Origin of the sequence: Acidithiobacillus acidisediminis, assembly GCF_023277115.1 — a bacterium.
Classification (GTDB): domain Bacteria; phylum Pseudomonadota; class Gammaproteobacteria; order Acidithiobacillales; family Acidithiobacillaceae; genus Igneacidithiobacillus; species Igneacidithiobacillus acidisediminis.
Genome location: NZ_JALQCS010000001.1, coordinates 1,660,796 through 1,680,609, shown reverse-complemented (window position 1 = coordinate 1,680,609; position 19,814 = coordinate 1,660,796). Strand labels below are relative to the sequence as shown.

The following is a 19,814-nucleotide window of genomic DNA, read 5'->3' as shown; positions in this document are numbered from 1 at the left end:
ACGGGTGAAGCTGCAATATCTCGATTTTGAACAACCCATCGCCGAACTCGAAGGCAAGGTGGAAGAACTGAAGGCCCTTAATCAGCCCGGCATTCAGGATGACATCAAACGCCTGGAGAACAAGGCGCGCAAGGAATTGCAGCGGATCTACAGCAAGCTCAGTGCCTGGCAAACCGTGCAAGTGGCGCGCCATCCGCAGCGCCCCTATACCTTGGATTACGTGAATGCGCTCTTTACCGAGGTAGAAATTCTCGCCGGCGATCGCAGTTTCGCGGATGATGCCGCCATTGTTGGCGGTCTAGCCCGTTTTCAGGGACAGGGGATCCTCTGGATTGGTCAGCAAAAAGGGCGCGATACCAAGGAAAAAATTCAACGCAATTTCGGCATGCCTCGCCCCGAAGGATACCGCAAGGCCTTGCGCCTGATGCGCTTGGCGGAGCGTTTTCACTTACCGGTGCTCACTTTTATCGACACCCCCGGCGCTTATCCGGGAATCGGGGCGGAAGAGCGGGGTCAGAGTGAGGCCATTGCCCGCAACCTCGCGGTTATGTCGGACCTTGCCGTACCCATCCTTTCCCTGGTGATTGGCGAAGGAGGCTCCGGTGGCGCTCTCGCCATTGGCGTCGGCGACCGCTTGCTCATGTTGGAGCACAGCGTCTATTCGGTCATTTCTCCTGAGGGCTGCGCCTCCATCCTCTGGAAAGATGCCAGCAAGGCAGCCGAGGCTGCGGAGACCCTGGGAATCACGGCGCGGCGCCTGCAGGCCCTGGCTTTGGTCGACGAAGTCATCGACGAACCCTTGGGGGGCGCCCATCGTGATCCCCAGTTGGTCTTTAGTCGAGTAGCGGAGTCTTTCGCGCAGCAACTGCAGGCATTGCAGGGTATGGAAAGCGCGCGCTTGCTCAGTCATCGCTACGAGCGCCTGATGCACTATGGTGTCGTCGGCGCAGCCTGAGCCGGAAGCGCAGCTACGGCAAAAGCTGTTTGTGGAATGGGGCTACGCGCCAGAGCAATCGTTTTTTCTTGCTTTCAGTGGCGGCGCGGACTCCACGGCCATGATGCTCGCGGCCCACGCCCTGGGTCTGCAACTACGACTGCTCCACGTCAATCACCACTGGCACGCGGACAGCAACAAGTGGGCTGCGTACGCGCAGGAACAGGCTGAGCGCCATGGTTACTCCTGCCAGGTGCTGGACCTTGTCGCTGATCAGGACGGAGAAGGGCCAGAGGATCGCGCGCGACGTGGACGTTATGCCTTACTCGCCGCACAGTTGGGGAAAGGAGACTGCTTGCTGACCGCCCAGCATCGTGACGATCAGGCGGAGACCCTTTTTTTGCAGTTGTTGCGCGGTGCCGGGATCGCCGGTTTAGCCGCCATGCCGGAGCGACGCCGCCTGGGTGCAGGCATACTGGCTCGCCCCTTTCTGGGCCTTTCTCGCCTCCAGTTGCGCCAATATCTGCAGGAGCGCGGCGTACACTGGCTGGAGGATCCTGCCAATGACGACCTACGCTATGCCCGAGTACGCCTGCGGCGTCGCATCTGGCCCTTGCTGGAGGATCTGGGCTGGCCTCAGGCTGCCGAGTGCATCGCGCGTTCTGCCGCCAACATTGCCGATCAATTAGCAGTAGAAGATGCCTGGTATGCATCCCTGACCCAACCCCCTCAGTCCCAGAGTCCCGTTGTCGCGCACAAGCTCAGCGTGGGCGAGATCACGCAGCTCGCACCGGCCTTGCAGCGCGTATTTCTCCGTCACTGGTTACGGGACCAAGATCTGCCCGTCCCGGATCAGGCCATGCTGGAACGCCTGCGGCAACTCTGTGGCGCGCAACAAGGCGGCAAGAGTATCGAATTTCTGGGCGTTCATGCTTGGCGACAGGGCGAGCAGTTGCAACTCTGGCCGCAGTTACCCGCCTACAGTATCACTGAACAGGACTGGCAGCCTGGGTATCCGGAGGGGCAGGGGGAGGGATTTCGATGGTGCTGGGGAAAGGGCAGGGTGCCGCCACCTGGGATGGGAGGGGACGCCGTGGCGATTGGCGGCGAAGAGCTGAAAAACAGCCGCCTGTCCTGGTCCCTGCGCGCGCCGGGGCTGGGTTACCGGAACCCAGCCGGCCAGCATCGCCCAATCAAAAAGCTACTCCTGGAACTGGGGGTGCCACCATTCTTGCGTAGCCATATCCCCATTCTTTTTTCGGCTGCTGAAGAGATTCTCTGGATTCCCGGGTTCTACCAGCGCTCGCCGCCGCAGGAGACCAGCACGGAGCTTCTGTGGGTCGTGCTGGCCAGCGACTAGCGGTGAATGCGGTGAACGCCCTCAGTCCGGGGCCATCTGCCGTTCGCGTTTCTCTTCGAGGGTTTTGCAGTCGATGCACAAGGTTGCCGTGGGCCGTGCTTCCAAACGCCGCAGGCCGATCTCTACACCGCAAGCCTCGCAGTAACCATATTCCCCCGCATCAATGCGCCCGAGTGCTTGGTTGATCTTGCGAATGAGCTTGCGCTCGCGGTCCCGCGCCCGCAGTTCCAGCCCCATATCGGTTTCCAGACTAGCCCGGTCATTCGGGTCGGAATAGTTGACATTTTCCACCTGCAGGTTCTGCACCGTACGGTCGACTTCCGCCATCAACTCGCTACGCCAGTCTTCCAGAATCTTACGAAAGTGCGCGATCTGGCCGGCGCTCATGTATTCTTCATCGGCTCCCGGTTGATACGGGGTGAAGGCCTGAAGCTCTTGCGGGTTTTTGGGCGTGATTGCCGCAGCGCTATCCGTCATGGTGTCTGTTCCTGTTTGGGTATGAAGAAAAATCCGGCATGGTTTAGCAGAGTTTCTGCCCTTTGGCAAACAGAGACGGTTCCGGTGTAAGCTACCGGCCGATCCGTCTACCAGCACGCATGCGGATTACACACACTACCATAGGAGAAAATTCAAGATGTCTCATCTGCGCGCCCTCATTTTTGACGTCGATGGAACTCTGGCCGATACAGAGCGCGACGCGCATCGCGTGGCCTTCAACCAGGCCTTCGCGGAATTTTCTCTGCCCTTCCAATGGGATGTCCCTACCTACGGCAAGTACCTCAAGATCACCGGTGGCAAGGAACGCCTGCGCGGCTTTCTCGCTGATCATCCGCAGTATCCACAACTGAGCGCCACCGACATTCGCGCGATACACCAACGCAAGACCTTGATTTATGGAGAGATCATCGCCCAGGGGGTTGCTCCCCTGCGTCCGGGCATCCACCGCCTCCTCGCAGAAGCAGAGACAGCTGGACTACGCCTGGCGATTGCCACCACGACCACACCAGACAATGTCGCGGCCTTATTGCAGAGCAATCTGGGGGAAGAGGGATGGGGCCGCTTTGATTACATTGGTGCCGGGGACATCGTTCCACACAAAAAGCCAGCGGCGGACATCTACACGCACGTCCTGCAGCGTCTGGAGCTTTTGCCAGGTGAATGTCTAGCCCTGGAGGATTCCGAGAATGGCTTGCGGTCGGCCCTGGGTGCTCAGTTGCCGGTCTTGATCACCCAGACGGATTACACTGCGGGCCAGGATTTTTCTGGTGCCCTCCGGGTGCTGGATCAGCTGGGCGAGCCTGGTGCACCAGGAAAAGTCCTCGAGGGACCAGAGGCCGGTCGAGAAGTCGTCACCGATCTCGTCCTGCTGCAACATTGGTTCACCCGGGGCTGAGGCCACTTGTCCGGTATGGATCTTCTCAATCGCCCGATGGATGATGCCCCGGCCATTCCGGGGCCGAACGCTGGCAATGGGGACAAATACCGTTGACCACGACCTCGACTTCTTTTACCCGATAGTCCGCAGGAAGCTGTGGTGCTGGGAGCTGGCTCTCCGGAAGACAGAGGACCTGACCACAGCGCACGCAATGAAAGTGCGGATGAGACGGATGCTCGGGATTGATGGCACTGAAGCGCCAGACTCTGTCGTCGGCGGTGATGCGGTGGCTGAGCTGATGCTGCACCAGCCATTCCAAGCCGCGATAGAGGGTGACCCGATCGATATTCTCTGCCCAACGGCTCTGAATATGCTCCTGAATCTCGGTATGACTGACCGGCTGCGCCAAATCGAGCAGGGCTTGCAGAATTTGCAGGCGAGCACGGGTTGGCCGCTGCCCCGCCGCCCGGACTCTGTTCTCCGCTTCTGTCGTTTGTGCCGTTATGTCTAATGCCCGTGCCATGTGCCCATGGTACCGCGCTGCGGGGTTGCAGCAAAGCAACTGGACAGCTACGCGAGGCTCGCGTTAGATTCATCAAAACGCAATTGAGGGGAACAAAGAAATGGCAGAACCATTGGAACTCGGTCAAGTAGCCCCAGAGTTCAACGCAAAAAATCAGCGTGATGAATCCATAGACTCCAAAAACCTGCGTGGCAAGATCGTGGTGCTCTACTTCTATCCCAAGGACGATACACCGGGCTGTACCACCGAAGGACAGGAATTTACCGGGCTTTATCCCCAATTTCAGGCCGCGGGCGCCGAAATCCTTGGAGTTTCCCGGGATAGTGTTGCCAGTCATCTGAAATTTGCCTGCAAGTACGAATTTCCCTTCTCCTTGCTCTCCGATCCCGATGAAGCGCTCTGTCGCGCATACGATGTGATCCAGGAAAAGAAGAATTATGGCAAGGTGTACCTGGGCATCGAGCGCAGCACCTTCGTGATCGATCGCAATGGTCGACTTGCCTATATCGAACGCAAGGTGAAGGCTGCAGGACACGCAGAAAAAATTCTGGGCATCGTCCAAAAGCTCGCCGAATGACAGCGGAATCGGTTGCGCGACAGCAGCGCCTCTACGTTCTCGACACCAATGTCCTGATGCACGATCCGGCGTCGCTGTTCCGGTTCCAGGAACACGACATCCTCCTGCCGATGATTGTCCTGGAGGAGCTCGATCAGCATAAAAAGGGGCTGAGCGAGCAGGCGCGCAATGTGCGCCAGGTCAGTCGGCACCTGGACGAAATGCTCGCTAACGATAGTGATCTCGAGGCAGGCCTGCCGTTACCGTATGCCCAGGGTCGCCTTTTCTTTCAAACCGCCGCCTACCAGCAGAAACTCCCAGAAGATCTGGCCGGCGGCAAGGCCGACCACGAGATTCTCGCCGTTACCCTGGCCTTGCAGAATTTACGCCCCGACCGCGAAGTGATTCTGGTCAGCAAGGACATCAACCTGCGGATCAAGGGTCGCACCCTGGGAATCCATGTTGAAGACTACCAGAACGATCGCGCCCTGGAAGATGCCGATCTGCTCTATACCGGCGTAGACAACCTGGCGCCCGATTTCTGGGACCATCACAGTCGCGATCTCGACGCGTGGCAGGAAAACGGACGTAGTTTCTATCGCCTGCGCGGCCCGGCGGTGGAGTACTGGCATCCCAACCAATTCATTCAGCTCAGCCCGCAAGGAGATCAGCGCGAAGATTTTTCTGCGATCATCCGCACGGTCGCGCCGGATCACGCCATCATCGAGCGGATCAATGATTACCGCACAGAACGGAATGCGGTATGGGGTATTCGCGCGCGCAATCGCGAACAAAATTATGCCCTGGCCTTGCTTCTCGATCCGGAGATTGATTTTGTCAGCATCCTCGGGCCAGCGGGCACTGGGAAGACCCTGCTCACCCTGGCAGCAGCGTTACAGCAGATTTTCGAGGAAAAACGCTATAGCGAGGCTATCATTACCCGAGCAACAGTGCCCGTTGGCGACGAGATTGGCTTTTTGCCCGGCACAGAAGAAGAAAAAATGCAGCCCTGGATGGGCGCCATCGAGGACAATCTGGAAATCCTCTCCCGTGGTCCCGAGGGGGCAGGGGCTTGGGGCCGTAGCGCTACCCAGGATCTGATCGGCAAGCGCTTGCGGATCAAGTCCATGAGCTTCATGCGCGGGCGTACCTTCCTGGAAAAATTTGTCATCGTCGATGAGGCACAGAACCTCACCTCGAAGGAGATGAAGACCCTCATCACCCGCGCCGGGCCTGGCACCAAGGTCGTCTGCCTCGGCAATATCGCGCAGATCGATACCCCCTATCTCACCGAGACCACCTCAGGCCTGACCTATGTGGTGGATCGTTTCAAGAACTGGGAGCACAGTGGCCACATCACCCTCCGTCGTGGCGAGCGCTCGCGCCTGGCAGACTACGCCAACGAAGCGCTGTAGCTGATCTTGAGCGCTATTCCTGCAGGCCCTAGACTGTGGCCTGCCGAAAAGGGGAGTGCGATGGATTGGGCGCCGGAAGATACGAGTAATCTCTATAATCTTGCCCATTGGGGCGAGGGATTTTTCGAGGTCGGCAATGACGGCCAGCTCTGGGTACGGCCCAATGGTGCCTCAGATCCGGCGCGTGCTGGACTCGCCGACATTATCGCGCGGCTACGCGGCCAAAGCCTGGGTTTGCCCTGTCTATTGCGTTTCCCGCAAATCCTTCAGCAGCGTTTACAGGCACTGCAACAGGCCTTTGCGCAGGCCATGCAGCGTGAGAACTATGGCGCCGGCTACACGCCGGTCTATCCGATCAAGGTCAATCAGCAACGCCGCGTCGTCGAGGAGATTCTCCATGCCGGTGCGGGATGTCTGGGCCTCGAGGCAGGCAGTAAACCCGAACTCCTGACGGTCCTGGCCCTGATGCCGGTCGGCGGCACCGTGATCTGCAATGGCTACAAGGATGCAGAGTATATCCGTCTGGCCTTGATGGGCGAACGATTGGGCCTGAAGGTCTATCTCGTCGTCGAAAAGAGTGCTGAATTACCGCGCATCCTGCAGATCAGCCGCGAGATGCAAGTGCAGCCGCGTATTGGTGTGCGGGCCCGCCTGGCCTCTGCCGGTGCCGGAAAATGGCAGAACACCGGCGGCGAAAAATCGAAATTTGGTCTCTCGTCTACAGAAATTCTGCGCCTTGTCGCCGATCTTGCTGCCGCAGATGCGTTGGATTGCCTGCAGTTGCTGCATTTTCACCTGGGCTCGCAAATCCCCAACATTCAATACATCCATGGCGGTATGCGCGAGTGCGCGCGGCTCTATGCAGAATTGCGTCGCCTCGGGGCGGATTTGCGTGTGGTTGACGTCGGCGGGGGTTTGGGCGTCGATTATGAAGGAACGCACTCCCGGGCCTACTGCTCCACCAATTATCGCCTCGAGGACTACGCCCAGGCCGTGGTGGGCGGTCTGGCCGAGATCTGTCGCCAGGAGGCACTACCCGAGCCTCAGATCATCTCAGAATCAGGACGTGCCCTGACAGCGCATCATGCCGTGCTCTTATTTGATGTCATCGATGTCGAAGCAGCAGCCGGGGAGTCCCTGGCGGAAAATGATCTTCCCAAGGATCACAGTAATCCGTGGGTCAGACTGCTCGCACGCGTCCAACACAGTCCCGACGCGCGCACAGCCCTGGAAGTCTACCAAGAGGCCGTTTTTCGACTGGGCGAGGAGCAACAGGAATTCAAACTGGGTCTGCTCGATTTGGCGGGCAGGGCACAGGCGGAGCGACTGTACGCGCACTTGATGTGGCGCTGTCGCGCCCTGCTGGATCCGGCCAAGCGCGCCCACCGGGAGATCCTCGACGAATTGGAAGAAAAACTCCTGGACAAATATTTTGCCAATTTTTCGCTGTTCCAATCCTTACCGGATGTTTGGGCCATCGACCAGGTCTTTCCCATCATGCCCATACAACGGCTGACAGAGCGTCCGGATCGTCGTGCCCGACTGGAGGACATTACCTGCGACTCCGATGGCCGCATCGATGCCTACGTCACCGCGGACGGTCTGAGTCCCACCCTGCCAGTACATTCCTTGCGGCCCGAAGAGCCGTATTACCTTGCCGTATTTCTGGTTGGCGCCTACCAGGAAATACTCGGTGACATGCATAATCTCTTTGGCGATACCGATGCCGTCAATGTGCTTTGTGAGCCCAACGGCGCCGTCCGCCTGGAAGGTGCCGTACCGGGAGATACCGTGGCCGAGGTATTGCAGTATGTGCAATTTTCGGCAGATGAATTGTTGCGCCAATTCGAGAGAAAGCTTGCACACAGTAGCCAGATCCCGGCCTCGGAACGGGAAACCTTTCTGCGTGATTTCCGCGACGGCTTGCAGGGCTATACCTACCTGGAGTAAAAAGAGAGCTTATCCTGCCTGCCGGATGGGATTCCGCAAAGCACCGATCCCGTCAATGCGCAGCTCGCAGATTTCTCCTGCCTGCAGAAATCGTGGAGGCTGCCGGCTGAATCCCACTCCGGCTGGGGTACCGGTGGCTAACACATCGCCAGCACCGAGAGGAATGGCGGCAGCGATGGCGATCAGTAGGTCGGCTACGTCGAAGATCAGATCTGCCGTATTGCCATCCTGAAGACATTCCTTCTCAATCCAGGTCTGCAGCGTCAAGCCTCTGCCTGCCTCCGGTAATTCGTCAGCACTGACCACCCAGGGGCCCATTGCCCCCGTATGAGCCACATTCTTACCCAAGGTCCACTGACTGCTGCGAAACTGAAGGTCGCGAACACTACCATCATTGAAAATGCTATAACCGGCGACTGCCGCCAAGGCCTCTTCCCGACTGAGAGCGCCAGATAGTGGCCGACCCAGGACAACTGCCAGTTCGACTTCGTAGTCCAACTGAGAAGATAGCGACGGAATTTCGATGGCTTGCTCGTGGCCCACCAGAGAATCCGGGTAGCGTATGAAGAGGTTGGGGAATGCCGGCGCCTTACTCTTGGTTTCCTCGATATGATCGCGGTAATTCAGGCCAGCACAAAGAATTTTTTGCCCCAATATCGGTGGCAGATAGCGTCCTTCGCGCAGATCCACCGGATTCGACCAGCAGCAATCCTGTTGCCAGCAGTCCAACAGCCGGGCGCTGGGATGCAATACCTCGGCAGGGCTAAAATCCTTGCCCAGATCGCTCAGAAGATAAGCGTTCTCATCGCGCCAGACTACAATTTCCGGCCTTTTGGCGATTTCCATCAAACTCCAACGCATAACAATCTCTCCTTACGCATAAAATTCTTAGACTGGCTCGACCGTGGCCGCGGGTTTCTCCTCTTGATCACCATGGAGCACGTAGCGCTCCGCCTCCGTCAAGGATTCCGGCGACCCAAAAAGCACCAATACATCCCTCTGGCGCAGCAACGTGTCTGGGGAGGGGTCCCGCCCACGAATGCCGAAACGGCGCACCGCAGCAATCCGCACGCCAAGCTTCTCCAACGGCAAGTCTCCCAATCGACGTCCGACGGCATACGCCGTTTCACCCAGGGAAATCGAAAAAAGACGGGGGGAGGATTGCTCCTCACCAGGCTCTGATCCGCCCCAAAAATTTCCCCGGAACAGACTGTAGCGCTCTTGCCGAAAACGCCGTACCCGGCGAAGCACCGTGCTCAACGGAAAGCCGATCTGCAGCAGGGTCTGGGAGGCCAACATCAGCGCCCCCTCGGTCACCTCAGGGATGACCTCATCCGCACCAGCAGCCTCCAGAGCTTCCATCTGACTGTCGTCATGAGCGCGCACTACACTCGGAATCTGCGGTCGCAACTCTTTGGCCACTGCCAAGACCCGCGCTGATTCCTGCGCATTTCCATAGGTAATAACCAGAGCACGCGCATGAAAAATCCCGGCGGCCTGCAGCATATCGCGGCGACTGGCGTCACCATAGAAAATCGACTCTCCAGCGGCCTGTGCCTGACGGACACGCGTTGGGTCGAGGTCCAGGGCGAGATAGGGAACGCCTTCATCCTCCAACACCCGGGCAATGCTCTGACCCACGCGTCCATAGCCACAGATGATGACATGCTCCCGCATATCTTGCTGCCGTACCTCTTCCAGAACCTGCTGGCGGCGGTTGCGATAGGCCGGCGCGAGAAGGCGGGCAATTTGTCCGTTGTACTGCACCAATACCGGTGCCAGCAGCATGGAAAGCAGCATGGCACCGAGCACTGGCTGCAACACGTCTGCAGGTAAAAGATTTTTCTGACTCGCGAGAGAAATCAGCACAAAGCCAAATTCTCCGGCTTGCGCCAGGACCACGGCACTGCGAACCGATACGCCATTTTCGAAGCCGGTGAGACGGCAAATGGCCCAGACCAAGCCCCCCTTGAGCAGAAAGATCAATGCCAGCACCAACAGGACCCAAGGCAGGTAGGTCAGGAGGACCGGCACATTGACCATCATGCCGATGGTGACAAAAAAGAGCCCCAACAGAATGTCGCGGAAGGAGGCAATATCTGCCTCCACCTGATAGCGGTACGCGGTTTCCGCCAGGAGCATGCCGGCAATGAAGGCGCCGAGGGCCAGGGAGAGTCCAGCAGCTTCGGTAATCCAGGCCAGGCCCAAGGTAACCAAGAGGAGGTTGAGCATGAACAACTCATTCGACTTGCGCGCCGCCACCCATTCAAACCAGGGGCTGATCAATGGTCTGCCAATCAACACCAACAACAGCAGCGCTAAAACCGCCTTGCCACCCGCTATGGCCAGATCGTGGGGGAGGGTTTCTGTCGAACCGGCCAAGGCCGGGATGAGGATGAGCAGGGGAATAACCGCCAAATCCTGAAAAAGCAGGATACTGATGGCAATCCGCCCGTGCCGGCTCTGGGTTTCAAGACGCTCGGCAAGGGCACGGACCACCATCGCCGTGGAGGACATGGCCAGGATGCCACCCAAGGCAGCACCGGTTTGCCAAGACAAGGAAAAGGAGAGTGCGACCCCCAGGAAGACGAGGGCGGTCAGAACGACCTGTACCCCACCCAGGCCAAAGACCAAGCGGCGCATGCGAACGAATTGCGCCAGGCTGAATTCCAGGCCGATACTGAACATGAGGAATACCACGCCGAATTCTGCCAGGTGGCGCATCCGCTCTTCATCGGGCACCAAAGCCAACGCATGCGGACCCAGCAGCATTCCTACCAGCAGATAGGAAATGATTGGCGGCAAGCGTATCTTGCGGGCGGTAGCAACCAGGAGCACTGCAGCAGCCAGCAAAACGACGACGGTCAATAAGGATTGATCGGGCATAGCTCCTCACCAGGGGGTTTTTGCTATGATAGCGCAAAGGAGGGCCCTACAGATATGCATATAGTCACCGGCGGCGCGGGATTCATTGGCGCCAATCTCGTCCACGCACTGAATCAACGGGGAATATCTGACATTCTGGTCAGTGATCATCTAGAGCGGCCAGACAAGTTTCGCAATTTGGCCGATCTGGACATTCGGGATTATTTTGAGGCGGAGAGTTTTCTGCCAGCACTTCTCGCTGGGCGCTTCGGGAAAATTGACGCTATTTTCCATCAAGGGGCCTGTTCCGACACCATGGCCAGCGATGGCCGCTACGTGATGGAGAACAACTTTGCCCACAGCAAGGCGCTGTTCCATTGGTGCCAGGAACATCAGGTACCCTTTTTGTATGCTTCCAGCGCCTCGGTTTATGGCATGACTGGCCAGTTCAGCGAGGACCGCTCTGCAGAGAAGCCGCTGAATGTCTACGCCTTCAGCAAGTTTCAGTTTGACCAATATCTTCGAGCGCAGTGGTCAGAACTGCGCGCACCCGTGCATGGCTTTCGCTTTTTCAATGTCTATGGACCGCGGGAATTTCACAAAGGACGCATGGCCTCGGTGGCGTTGCATTTTTCTCGGCAGTATCGCCAGGAAGGCCAGGTGCGCCTCTTTGCCGGCAGCGATGGTTACGCTGATGGCGAGCAGCGGCGCGACTTCATTCACGTCGATGACATCGTTGCCGTGAATCTGCATTTCCTCGAACAGCCGCGATCCGGTATCTACAATGTGGGGACAGGAAAGGCGCAGAGCTTCAACGAGGTTGCTGTCGCGGTCATCCAGGCCATCGACGAAAATGCGGGCAACCCGATCCGTAGCGGCGCCGAGCTGCAGGCACAAGGGATCCTGCAATACGTGCCTATGCCTGAGGCCTTGCACGGCAAATACCAGAGTTTCACCGAGGCAGATATCCGCAACCTGCGCAGCGCTGGCTATCACGCCCCCTTTCTCGACGTGCAGACTGGGGTTAGGCGCTATATCGCATGGTTACAGGATAAGGATTGAGCATGGATGGCAGGATACTCGTAACTGGGGCAGCAGGATTCATTGGCTTTCATTTGAGTCGCCGACTCCTCGCCGAAGGCTACAGTGTGTACGGCATCGACAATCTCAATGCCTACTATGACTCAGCCCTGAAGCAGGCGCGTCTGGCCTTGCTGGAGAGCCATCCCGGGTTTCAATTTCAGCGCCTTGACCTGGCTAATCGTGAGGGCATGAGCACACTCTTTGCCCGCTATCCGTTCACTGCTGTGGTCACCCTCGCCGCCCAGGCCGGCGTGCGCCATTCCTTGAAGGCCCCGCATGATTATGCCGACAGCAATCTCCTGGGTTTCCTCAACGTCCTCGAGGGCTGCCGACAACAGCAGGTCCAGCACTTACTCTTTGCCTCCTCCAGTTCGGTGTACGGTGCCAACAGCCAGTTGCCCTATAGTGTGCACGATCCGGTAGACCACCCCGTCAGCCTTTACGCGGCGAGTAAGCGGGCAGGGGAGCTGATGGCCCATAGTTACGCCCATCTCTACCGTATTCCCTGCACCGGTCTGCGCTTCTTCACTGTCTATGGCCCGTGGGGTCGGCCCGACATGGCCTACTTCAGCTTTACGCAGAAAATCCTGGCAGGAGAAAAGCTGCCGATCTTCAATCATGGTCAGATGCAGCGCGACTTCACCTACATCGATGATATTGTCGAAGCAGTCACCCGCCTGTTGCCTCTCCCCCCGTCGCCCCAACAGAGCTGGCCGCGCGACCCAGCTAGCAGCGCGGCACCCTTCCGTCTCTATAATATCGGTAATCACCAGCCCGTTGCCCTGCTGGAATTTGTGCGTCTTCTGGAGGAGGCATTGGGCCAGAAAGCCGATCTGGAACTCCTCCCTATGCAGGATGGCGACGTGCATGCTACCTATGCCGAGGTTTCGGAACTTCAGCAGACTGTAGACTTTGCCCCACGCACCGCGCTTGCGACCGGCTTGCAACGTTTTGTGCACTGGTATCGTGACTATTACGGTGCATAACCCCTCCATTCCAGCGCACAGCGTATACCGCATGCGATGCGGGGGATTACACCAGATCAGGTGAGCCTCGCGTCGGACGCCTGCGGCAGGAGGGCAGCACATCGTTCCTGTTCCGTCAGCCAAGCAGGTAATTGACGGAAGCGCAGCCAGCGTTGTTGTTCGTAATCATAGAGCTGACACTCCCGAAAAATCCGCCAGACTTCGCGAAAACTGAAGCGCATCTCATGGATATAGGCTCCGTACTGCACCCGCAAATCTGCATAGGCATCCTTCAGATGGTAGAAGGGAATGCGCGGATCCACGTGGTGCGGGGTGTGGATCAAAATATTGTGAATGAGCATTTCACTGAGCCGCGAGCAGCGCACAATGGTACTGCAATATAATTGCCCAAGGGCCGGTGACCAGTCTTCCTTATCCTCAAAGAAGGGCAGGTCTGGGTGGGTATGGTGCAAAAAGACGAAGAGGGCGATGTAATAGTTGAACACCAAAAAAGGAAGAGCGACAGCGGCGAGCCAGGACAAGAAGCCGCCAAGTCCCCATATCAGCGCCGAAAACGCGAGGAAAAAGAGTAGGGTAACCAGTTTGTCGCGACGAAAAGCAGAACGGCTTTTTTCATCCCCACGAAAACGCAGCATACCTGGCCACCAAACCCGGAGAATGTAGTGCAGGGCACAGGCATAGGGGGTTCTTTCGAGACGATACAGCAGGCGTTGTAACCGAGTCTTCTGACGATACTCAACCGGAGTCCAGGGCCGCCAGATCCAGTCAACGGAACTCAGACTGGTGAAACCATGATGCACCCGGTTATGACCGAAGGCCCAGAGACGGTACATATTGAACGACGGCAACATGAAGACCGTTCCGAGCCAACGGGAGACGCGCTGACTTCGGAACAGGGCACCATGGGCCGCGTCGTGCGCCCAGACAAACATGAAAGCCACTGCAGAACCAGCCACAACCCCCAAAAGAAGCTTGAGCCACCACTGCGACGCAAGCAGGATGCCGGCAATGGCAAGAAGGTATAACCCGGCATCAAAGGCATAACTGGAGAGGGCGCGGACAACAGATTGCCGGTATCGCTCCGGACGGATAGCCGCCCGCAGTTCCTGTAAACGAATCGGGCGTATCTGCGCCCATTGCTCAGAACGAGGGTTTTGAAACATGGCAAATTCCCCTGAATCCCTGTAATAATATACGTATATCGTATTTAAGAAGATAGGACAAGTGGCAGAGAAAGCAGATGGGAGTTCTGCTTGCAGGAAAGAAGACGAAGGTGCTAGATTTCCCGCGGGATCAACTACCCAGCCTTGCTTCAGGGAGAACTGCAAACATGTTGGATATCAGCAAAGTAAAACCAGTAGCCCGTATTGTCTTGATTGCCGGTGTCATCGCCTTGGCCAGTGCCTGTGCCAAGAAGGAGAGCAGCACCGCTGCTGCTACCTCCAGCGCGACCACCAGTTCCTCCACCACTGAGTCGGCTGCGGCTGCCAGTTCCGACACCAGTGCTGCAGTCAGCTCCGATACCGGCGCCGCCGCTACCAGCTCCAATGAGAGTGGCAGCACTGCAGCGGACAACAGCGCTGCCGCCAACGACACCGGTAGTGCGAACAGCAGCGAGGATTCCGGCAGCTCCAGCGACTGAGTCCTGTACCCTCGACACAAATAAGGGCCGATCGCAACTTCTCGATCGGCCGCTTTTGTTTTATGCTGCAGAAAATACAAAGTCTGGGCGAGAAAGATCCAACGGAAGTGACAAAGGGAGGTTTCTGATGTTCAGTAAAGGGACGCGTATTCAACAACGGCTGCTCAAAACGGTGTTTTTGTTCGGCATCGTCGGTTTGGCAGCAGCTTGCGGCAAGGGAAACGAGAACAGCACCGCTGCAGCCAACAGCAGTGACAGTTCAGCAGCAACCTCGAGCGACAGCGCCGCTACGAGTTCGCCTGCAACATACCAACATTCCGCAACCGAGGCAGGGCACCTCGTGCCAGTGGCTATGAGCACGGATCAAATGGCCAAGGCTAAATCTCTGGCAGAAGCCAAAGGATGTTTCGCCTGTCACCAGGTTGAAGCCAAGGTAGTTGGCCCCGCCTTCGCCTGGGTAGCCTATAAGTACAAGGGCAATCCCAAGGCGGATGGAACTTTAGCGCATGCAATCGAGCATGGCGTCAATGGAGTATGGGGCGGCATGCCCATGCCGGCGCAGAATGTTACCCCAGCACAAGCCAAGGAACTTGCCGCATGGGTTCTGGCACAAAAGCCCATTGCGCCACCCAAGGCTTCATGATTTAGGCAGTTTCATGATACAAACCCCGCTTCAGGCGGGGTTTTTTATGCGAAAGGTATTTTGGATTGCCAGTAGCTACTATGCCGAGGGGCTACCATTCTCCCTCGTGCAGCAGGTTTCCGTACAGTTCTTCACCGCTGCAGGCGCCGGCACTCCGCTGATCGGCCTACTTTCCCTGCTCGGGCTGCCCTGGAACTTCAAATTGTTCTGGAGCCCTTTGATTGACCTGTTCGGCAATAAGAAGCGCTGGATCTTCGTCATGGAACTCATCCTGGCTGGGGTGGCCATGTTGCTGATCTGGCCCGCCCAAACCATGAATCTTGGCCTGGCCTTCAAGATTTTCGCCCTCATGGCCGTGATGTCGGCCACCCATGATATGTCTGTGGATGGCTTTTATATTCAGACTCTGCCAGAAAGTGAGCAGGCGGGTTACTCAGGGCTTCGGGTTGCGGCCTATCGCGTCGCCATGCTGGTAGGCAATGGTGCTCTGGTCATCGTTGCCGGGTGGGTATCCTGGTTCGCTTGTTTTTCTCTCGCGGCTCTGATGCTGCTGGCCTTGGCTTTCTGGCACCGGTCGGTGATGCCCACACCGGAAAGAAATCATAGCCAGGGAGAACGTTGGCAACGCATCCGCGAATCCGTACGCAGCTACCTTGCACAACCCAATATTGGGTGGGCATTGGCGTTTATTCTGCTGTTCCGCGCTGGCGATGCCTTTCTTTTTGCCATGGTAACGCCGTTTCTGCACAGCTTGGGCTATGGTTTGGTAGCACGCGGGATTCTTACGGGTGCAGTAGGGACAATTACTGGAATTGGGGGCTCTATTCTTGGCGGCCTGATCATTGCGCGCTGGAGCTTGCAACGCAGTATTTTTGCCCTGACCTTCATTCAATCCTTTGCAATTCTCGCCTACGCTTGGCTCGCCTTCGCCAGGCCAGGACTCTACTCCGTCGCCGCCGTTGCCGCCTTTGAGCAGTTTGCCGGCGGTCTGGGTACTGCAGTGCTGATGGTGTTTTTGATGCAGCGTTGCCAGAAGGGATTTGAAGCGACACACTTTGCCATTGGTTCGGCCCTGATGTCCCTCGCGGCGACCGTTGCCGGCAGCTACAGTGGTTTTCTGGTCGTAGATCTGGGCTACGCGCATTTCTTTCTTTTGAGCTTCGCGGCGGCGATACCCAGCCTGTTTCTGGCGTGGTTTATGCCGTCGAGCCTCTTTGCTCGAGAACGGACACGTTATGAACAGCGTACTGCAACACTTCCCGCTGAATAATCAGCCCGAAACCCATTGATCTACAGACGCTATCGCTTTCTCTCCGCTGCGCCAAACAAGCCTCCGTCAGCGCGCGGCGCAGGGGGATCAGAACGGACTTTTCAAGGCATAGGGCAAGATCCAGAGCCGCTCGACAAATTATATAGAAGATCTATTTATTTTATTGATAAAAAAGGAATTGTATTCCGCATCAATGAAAAAACCCGCTGGCGCGGCGCTATCCTGAGCGCTTGGAATCCCGCATCGCAGCGACGATCAGAAATCGTGAATCGAAAGTGGGACCATCGCCTGTTGCGAGCTCTTGCGGGTCATCCGGCTGTACCCATGTGGGGTGGCACGGATGTCTGGTGGGAAAGGCACTTCTGGGTAGCAAATCTGTCCCTGGCAGAGGCCATGCGGATCTCTATTATATTGAAGCAAAAAGCATTTATTTTTTTGGATGGACAACACATCCGTCTGATCTGGTGCTATACTGGAAAGATAAGCTGAGCAGAGCGAGGGGCAGTCCATGGAACCTGGGGTCGAGCGTGCATTACAAGAGGCAACGGTACAGGCCACACTGCCTGAGGAGAATTCTCGAGTGTTTCTCGAGTATCGTGGCGAATCGGGTGGCCCAGCCTTGGCAATTTCCTTGGGAACAGATCTTTTTCGGCATCTAATCATTCACTTTTCTGGAAAAGATAAAGCTCGTCAATGGCTTGAAGCGCGCGTTGGGGAGGTCGCCGATTTGTCGGTAGAGACCGTCGAGCACTACCTGAACTTCGTTATCAAGCAGCAAGTGAGTGCCGTGCCCAAGGAATATTCAGATTCCGAGCGTCTGACGGTATTGCCGCTCTGCCTGCTACCCAGCGGATCGCGCACCAGTTTTTGCGCTAGTTGCAGCATGTGCCCACGGCAGAGTACAGATTATTTACCAGACACGCAGCGCAAGGCTGGGTAACTTCTAAGGTTGGGCGCCATTCCTGGCCAGTCCACGATTGCGGGTCTTGCGGTAGCTGCTCGATAGTCGAGGCCTTCAGCGTGCAATTTTGCAGGATTAGACAATCGGGTCTAATCTCGACTCATGGCTTGATGCGTGTGGGAGTTACCGATGGAAGACGACAAATACCAGCTCTTCGTACCTGCGCGGCAGTCTGATCAACCTGCACCGTCTCCGACTGGCGGCGATATCACTATCTATTTGCAGCAACCTTCTCGCCGTCCGTTTCCGTGGGCGCCGGTACTGCTTACGCTGTTGCTTTTGGGTGCCGTGATTTTCGTTGCCCGTTTGGCCTTGGCGTCGTACTTCTTACATGAAATAGCCAAAGTGGATCAGAAGATCACCGCGCAATATCATCCAGTTCCGGTCCACCCCTACTATCCTGCTGGCACGTCCGCCGCGTTTCCTCCATCGAATACGCTCCGCCTAGTGGGTACATTCAATATGGGGCATCCGGATTACGTCGCACAGACGGCTGCGGATGTTACCGTCCTGATTCCTGCTCGAGATTGTGCGACGGTTGACGGTGGTCCGATTTGCCACTATCAGGGGCGCTCCATCACCCGCTGGACAGGCTACCCTTAGTTTGGCAGACCCGACAACCTAGCCCGCTCCTCTGTTGCTTCTCCAGTTCAATGTGCGGTCCCGTTGGCGACGAAGTCCCAAACGGGCGAGACCTTAGCGGGGCAGGGGCTTGGCGTAGCCGGTCGAGAGCATCGCATCTGGCCACTATCTCTTTTGGCGTTCTCTCAGGCCGACGAGACCATAGGCCCTACCTTTGCTCGCCTAGTATTGCGACTGCAAGCTATGCTTGTTGAGCCGTGCCAGAATTTCTCATCCATCGATAGAGGGTGCGCTCACTTTTCCCGACCACGGCCGCGACACTTCGCGCAGATTCTCCTCTGGCGAGAAGTTGCAATGCTTAGTCTTTGTTTTAATCCGTTTTTCGCGTCGCTCTCGTGCAATTTCTGCACGGAGATCTCATGGGCGATGTGATAAACGAAATGACATTTCTTGGCGGTCGCACTGACATTTCCGGTGTCCTGGTAGGCTGCCCATACTCGGGCCTTGAGATGTTCCTAGATGGCAGGATCTGGTTTCTTCCTGCAGGGATGGGTGCGGGCTTATGAATCTCTGCCCAGGGAATGTTGATGATGATTTGTAGGTTGTTTCCGTACTGCCGGAGCTCTATTCGTGGATTTCTCATGCGTTGGCCTTATGTTGCGGTGACACAAGGCTAGATAGGCTAGGCAGCGAGCAGTTGCCATAATGTCGTATAATAATTATTATGTTAAATCATATATGCGGCACGGACCGACAGGCTAGGTCCGCCCCCTATCACCTCTCAGCGCTTCCATTATGGTGTCCATGGCAGCCACCCCATCCCGCAGCAAAGAATATTCAATCTCTTTGCACCAGAAATAAAGTTACAGTACTACCATAACTTCAATATTATTATTCTGTTGTATCTCGTTACGGTGCTCGGCAATACGATCAGAACAATATCTCCTATACAGTTGCCAAAAAAATTCTTTTCCTCTATATATCAGCAAAGATCCGGGATGATAACAGGATGAAGGCATGCGTAATGATAAAACTGTGGATAGGTACTCTCGGCAGCTTGGATTTGGCCTCTTACTTTCCGCACTCATGCTGGGCGGATGTGCAGAGTATGATACGGGTGGAGGTTGGCAACAGACGGCACAAGGACCGACGGTCACTCCATACCAAAATTACTCGTATTACAACACGCCACGAGAAGCAACGGTCTTGGATGCGGTATTGGTTAATGCCATTGCGCAAATCGGAAAACCCTACGTTTGGGGCGGAGAAAGTCGTCATCACGGGTTCGACTGTAGTGGCCTCATTCAGTACGTACTGAAGGAAGCCGGCGTTGTGGTGCCACGTACCGCGCGCGCTCAAGCGATGGCCCTACCCTCGGTCAGCTTTGCGCACATTCGCAAAGGGGACCTCGTCTTTTTTGATACCATGGGCGCACCCTTTACGCATGTCGGTATTTATATTGGTGGCGATCAATTTGTCAGCGCCCTCAATCGGCATGCCGGCATCACCGTACAGAGTTTGCGCAACCCCTACTGGGCGCAACGACTCGACGGCATTCGTCGCCCGATGCCTACGGAACTCCTTGCCATGCAATCCTTGAATGATCATGTGCTCAATCAATAACTTTCTCCGCATAGACCCTGCGCGACAGGGCGTGCATATTCTCCTT

The 19,814-nt window shown here is 56.7% G+C and carries 21 protein-coding genes; 15 read left to right on the top strand and 6 right to left on the bottom strand.

The features are described 5' to 3' along the window. The first annotated feature begins 4 nt into the window (after window positions 1–4). Window positions 5–955, top strand: coding sequence for an acetyl-CoA carboxylase carboxyltransferase subunit alpha (locus M5D89_RS08455; RefSeq protein ID WP_248885383.1), 951 nt, complete (start codon window positions 5–7; stop codon window positions 953–955). Next, on the top strand, window positions 933–2,294 hold the full coding sequence (gene tilS / locus M5D89_RS08450; protein ID WP_248885382.1) for a tRNA lysidine(34) synthetase TilS: 1,362 nt from the start codon (window positions 933–935) through the stop codon (window positions 2,292–2,294). Before M5D89_RS08455 ends, tilS begins: the two co-directional genes overlap by 23 nt. Before the next feature lie 21 nt (window positions 2,295–2,315). Here the strand turns inward: tilS and dksA are convergent, their stop codons facing one another. Then, window positions 2,316–2,771, bottom strand: coding sequence for an RNA polymerase-binding protein DksA (gene dksA / locus M5D89_RS08445; RefSeq protein WP_248885381.1), 456 nt, complete (start codon window positions 2,769–2,771; stop codon window positions 2,316–2,318). Window positions 2,772–2,928: 157 nt separating this feature from the next. Here dksA and M5D89_RS08440 point away from each other — a divergent pair, with 157 nt between their 5' ends. Beyond that, window positions 2,929–3,687, top strand: coding sequence for an HAD-IA family hydrolase (locus M5D89_RS08440; RefSeq protein ID WP_248885380.1), 759 nt, complete (start codon window positions 2,929–2,931; stop codon window positions 3,685–3,687). Window positions 3,688–3,712: 25 nt separating this feature from the next. Here the strand turns inward: M5D89_RS08440 and M5D89_RS08435 are convergent, their stop codons facing one another. Further along, window positions 3,713–4,192 carry a Fur family transcriptional regulator gene (locus tag M5D89_RS08435; protein WP_248885379.1) on the bottom strand — a complete coding sequence of 160 codons (480 nt, stop codon included), beginning with the start codon at window positions 4,190–4,192 and terminating at the stop codon, window positions 3,713–3,715. A 100-nt stretch (window positions 4,193–4,292) separates the two neighbouring features. Here M5D89_RS08435 and M5D89_RS08430 point away from each other — a divergent pair, with 100 nt between their 5' ends. Genes M5D89_RS08430 through speA form a run of 3 tightly spaced genes read left to right on the top strand, consistent with a single transcriptional unit; the run spans window position 4,293 to window position 8,113 of the window. Next, window positions 4,293–4,769 (top strand): peroxiredoxin, encoded by a 477-nt coding sequence (locus M5D89_RS08430; RefSeq protein ID WP_248885378.1) that lies wholly within the window; start codon window positions 4,293–4,295, stop codon window positions 4,767–4,769. Beyond that, the gene (locus tag M5D89_RS08425) at window positions 4,766–6,163 is read left to right on the top strand and encodes a PhoH family protein (RefSeq protein ID WP_248885377.1); all 1,398 of its coding nucleotides are present in this window, start codon (window positions 4,766–4,768) and stop codon (window positions 6,161–6,163) included. The genes M5D89_RS08430 and M5D89_RS08425 overlap by 4 nt, the downstream gene beginning before the upstream one ends. A 60-nt stretch (window positions 6,164–6,223) precedes the next feature. Further along, the gene (speA, locus tag M5D89_RS08420; protein WP_248885376.1) at window positions 6,224–8,113 is read left to right on the top strand and encodes a biosynthetic arginine decarboxylase; all 1,890 of its coding nucleotides are present in this window, start codon (window positions 6,224–6,226) and stop codon (window positions 8,111–8,113) included. 9 nt (window positions 8,114–8,122) lie between these two features. Here speA and M5D89_RS08415 read toward each other — a convergent pair whose 3' ends face one another. Next, window positions 8,123–8,974 (bottom strand): fumarylacetoacetate hydrolase family protein, encoded by an 852-nt coding sequence (locus M5D89_RS08415; RefSeq protein WP_248885375.1) that lies wholly within the window; start codon window positions 8,972–8,974, stop codon window positions 8,123–8,125. Window positions 8,975–9,001: 27 nt separating this feature from the next. Further along, entirely contained in the window at window positions 9,002–10,999 is a 1,998-nt protein-coding gene (locus M5D89_RS08410; RefSeq protein WP_248885374.1) for a cation:proton antiporter, read from the bottom strand. Between the two features lie 54 nt (window positions 11,000–11,053). On the opposite strand from M5D89_RS08410, the gene rfaD reads away from it, so the two are divergent. Together rfaD and M5D89_RS08400 are read left to right on the top strand one after the other, a co-directional pair. After that, entirely contained in the window at window positions 11,054–12,040 is a 987-nt protein-coding gene (rfaD, locus tag M5D89_RS08405) for an ADP-glyceromanno-heptose 6-epimerase (RefSeq protein ID WP_248885373.1), read from the top strand. A gap of 2 nt (window positions 12,041–12,042) precedes the next feature. Further along, window positions 12,043–13,047, top strand: coding sequence for an NAD-dependent epimerase (locus M5D89_RS08400; RefSeq protein WP_248885372.1), 1,005 nt, complete (start codon window positions 12,043–12,045; stop codon window positions 13,045–13,047). A gap of 56 nt (window positions 13,048–13,103) precedes the next feature. Here the strand turns inward: M5D89_RS08400 and M5D89_RS08395 are convergent, their stop codons facing one another. After that, window positions 13,104–14,210 carry a fatty acid desaturase gene (locus M5D89_RS08395; RefSeq protein ID WP_248885371.1) on the bottom strand — a complete coding sequence of 369 codons (1,107 nt, stop codon included), beginning with the start codon at window positions 14,208–14,210 and terminating at the stop codon, window positions 13,104–13,106. Window positions 14,211–14,377: 167 nt separating this feature from the next. Between M5D89_RS08395 and M5D89_RS08390 the strand changes: the two genes are divergently transcribed. The 6 genes from M5D89_RS08390 to M5D89_RS08365 all read left to right on the top strand — a co-directional run bounded on the left by M5D89_RS08390 (window position 14,378) and on the right by M5D89_RS08365 (window position 18,166). Next, entirely contained in the window at window positions 14,378–14,689 is a 312-nt protein-coding gene (locus M5D89_RS08390) for a hypothetical protein (RefSeq protein WP_248885370.1), read from the top strand. A 127-nt stretch (window positions 14,690–14,816) separates the two neighbouring features. Then, the gene (locus tag M5D89_RS08385) at window positions 14,817–15,332 is read left to right on the top strand and encodes a c-type cytochrome (RefSeq protein WP_248885369.1); all 516 of its coding nucleotides are present in this window, start codon (window positions 14,817–14,819) and stop codon (window positions 15,330–15,332) included. A gap of 46 nt (window positions 15,333–15,378) precedes the next feature. Then, window positions 15,379–16,602, top strand: a complete 1,224-nt coding sequence (locus M5D89_RS08380; RefSeq protein WP_248885368.1) for an MFS transporter — start codon at window positions 15,379–15,381, stop codon at window positions 16,600–16,602. A 15-nt stretch (window positions 16,603–16,617) separates the two neighbouring features. Continuing rightward, window positions 16,618–17,091: a DUF3293 domain-containing protein gene (locus M5D89_RS08375; RefSeq protein ID WP_248885367.1), complete on the top strand. Its 474-nt coding sequence runs from the start codon at window positions 16,618–16,620 to the stop codon at window positions 17,089–17,091. Between the two features lie 19 nt (window positions 17,092–17,110). Continuing rightward, on the top strand, window positions 17,111–17,542 hold the full coding sequence (locus tag M5D89_RS08370; protein WP_248885366.1) for a hypothetical protein: 432 nt from the start codon (window positions 17,111–17,113) through the stop codon (window positions 17,540–17,542). 150 nt (window positions 17,543–17,692) lie between these two features. Then, the gene (locus M5D89_RS08365; protein WP_248885365.1) at window positions 17,693–18,166 is read left to right on the top strand and encodes a hypothetical protein; all 474 of its coding nucleotides are present in this window, start codon (window positions 17,693–17,695) and stop codon (window positions 18,164–18,166) included. Between the two features lie 220 nt (window positions 18,167–18,386). Here M5D89_RS08365 and M5D89_RS14430 read toward each other — a convergent pair whose 3' ends face one another. Beyond that, entirely contained in the window at window positions 18,387–18,500 is a 114-nt protein-coding gene (locus M5D89_RS14430) for a helix-turn-helix domain-containing protein (RefSeq protein WP_431307150.1), read from the bottom strand. 662 nt (window positions 18,501–19,162) lie between these two features. Between M5D89_RS14430 and M5D89_RS08360 the strand changes: the two genes are divergently transcribed. Continuing rightward, the gene (locus M5D89_RS08360) at window positions 19,163–19,768 is read left to right on the top strand and encodes a C40 family peptidase (protein WP_248885364.1); all 606 of its coding nucleotides are present in this window, start codon (window positions 19,163–19,165) and stop codon (window positions 19,766–19,768) included. The last annotated feature ends 46 nt before the right edge of the window (window positions 19,769–19,814 follow it).

What these genes read in the sequence shown, in the direction of transcription:
- M5D89_RS08400 (WP_248885372.1), top strand. Translation starts at nt 12,043, where the DNA reads ATGGATGGCAGGATACTCGTAACTGGGGCAGCAGGATTCATTGGCTTT.
- M5D89_RS08365 (WP_248885365.1), top strand. Translation starts at nt 17,693, where the DNA reads ATGGAAGACGACAAATACCAGCTCTTCGTACCTGCGCGGCAGTCTGAT.
- M5D89_RS08435 (WP_248885379.1), bottom strand. Translation starts at nt 4,192, where the DNA reads ATGGCACGGGCATTAGACATAACGGCACAAACGACAGAAGCGGAGAAC.
- M5D89_RS08360 (WP_248885364.1), top strand. Translation starts at nt 19,163, where the DNA reads ATGCGTAATGATAAAACTGTGGATAGGTACTCTCGGCAGCTTGGATTT.
- M5D89_RS08415 (WP_248885375.1), bottom strand. Translation starts at nt 8,974, where the DNA reads ATGCGTTGGAGTTTGATGGAAATCGCCAAAAGGCCGGAAATTGTAGTC.
- M5D89_RS08390 (WP_248885370.1), top strand. Translation starts at nt 14,378, where the DNA reads ATGTTGGATATCAGCAAAGTAAAACCAGTAGCCCGTATTGTCTTGATT.
- rfaD (WP_248885373.1), top strand. Translation starts at nt 11,054, where the DNA reads ATGCATATAGTCACCGGCGGCGCGGGATTCATTGGCGCCAATCTCGTC.
- M5D89_RS08385 (WP_248885369.1), top strand. Translation starts at nt 14,817, where the DNA reads ATGTTCAGTAAAGGGACGCGTATTCAACAACGGCTGCTCAAAACGGTG.
- M5D89_RS08440 (WP_248885380.1), top strand. Translation starts at nt 2,929, where the DNA reads ATGTCTCATCTGCGCGCCCTCATTTTTGACGTCGATGGAACTCTGGCC.
- M5D89_RS08425 (WP_248885377.1), top strand. Translation starts at nt 4,766, where the DNA reads ATGACAGCGGAATCGGTTGCGCGACAGCAGCGCCTCTACGTTCTCGAC.
- M5D89_RS08410 (WP_248885374.1), bottom strand. Translation starts at nt 10,999, where the DNA reads ATGCCCGATCAATCCTTATTGACCGTCGTCGTTTTGCTGGCTGCTGCA.
- M5D89_RS08395 (WP_248885371.1), bottom strand. Translation starts at nt 14,210, where the DNA reads ATGTTTCAAAACCCTCGTTCTGAGCAATGGGCGCAGATACGCCCGATT.
- M5D89_RS08380 (WP_248885368.1), top strand. Translation starts at nt 15,379, where the DNA reads ATGCGAAAGGTATTTTGGATTGCCAGTAGCTACTATGCCGAGGGGCTA.
- M5D89_RS08370 (WP_248885366.1), top strand. Translation starts at nt 17,111, where the DNA reads ATGGAACCTGGGGTCGAGCGTGCATTACAAGAGGCAACGGTACAGGCC.
- dksA (WP_248885381.1), bottom strand. Translation starts at nt 2,771, where the DNA reads ATGACGGATAGCGCTGCGGCAATCACGCCCAAAAACCCGCAAGAGCTT.
- M5D89_RS08430 (WP_248885378.1), top strand. Translation starts at nt 4,293, where the DNA reads ATGGCAGAACCATTGGAACTCGGTCAAGTAGCCCCAGAGTTCAACGCA.
- tilS (WP_248885382.1), top strand. Translation starts at nt 933, where the DNA reads ATGGTGTCGTCGGCGCAGCCTGAGCCGGAAGCGCAGCTACGGCAAAAG.
- speA (WP_248885376.1), top strand. Translation starts at nt 6,224, where the DNA reads ATGGATTGGGCGCCGGAAGATACGAGTAATCTCTATAATCTTGCCCAT.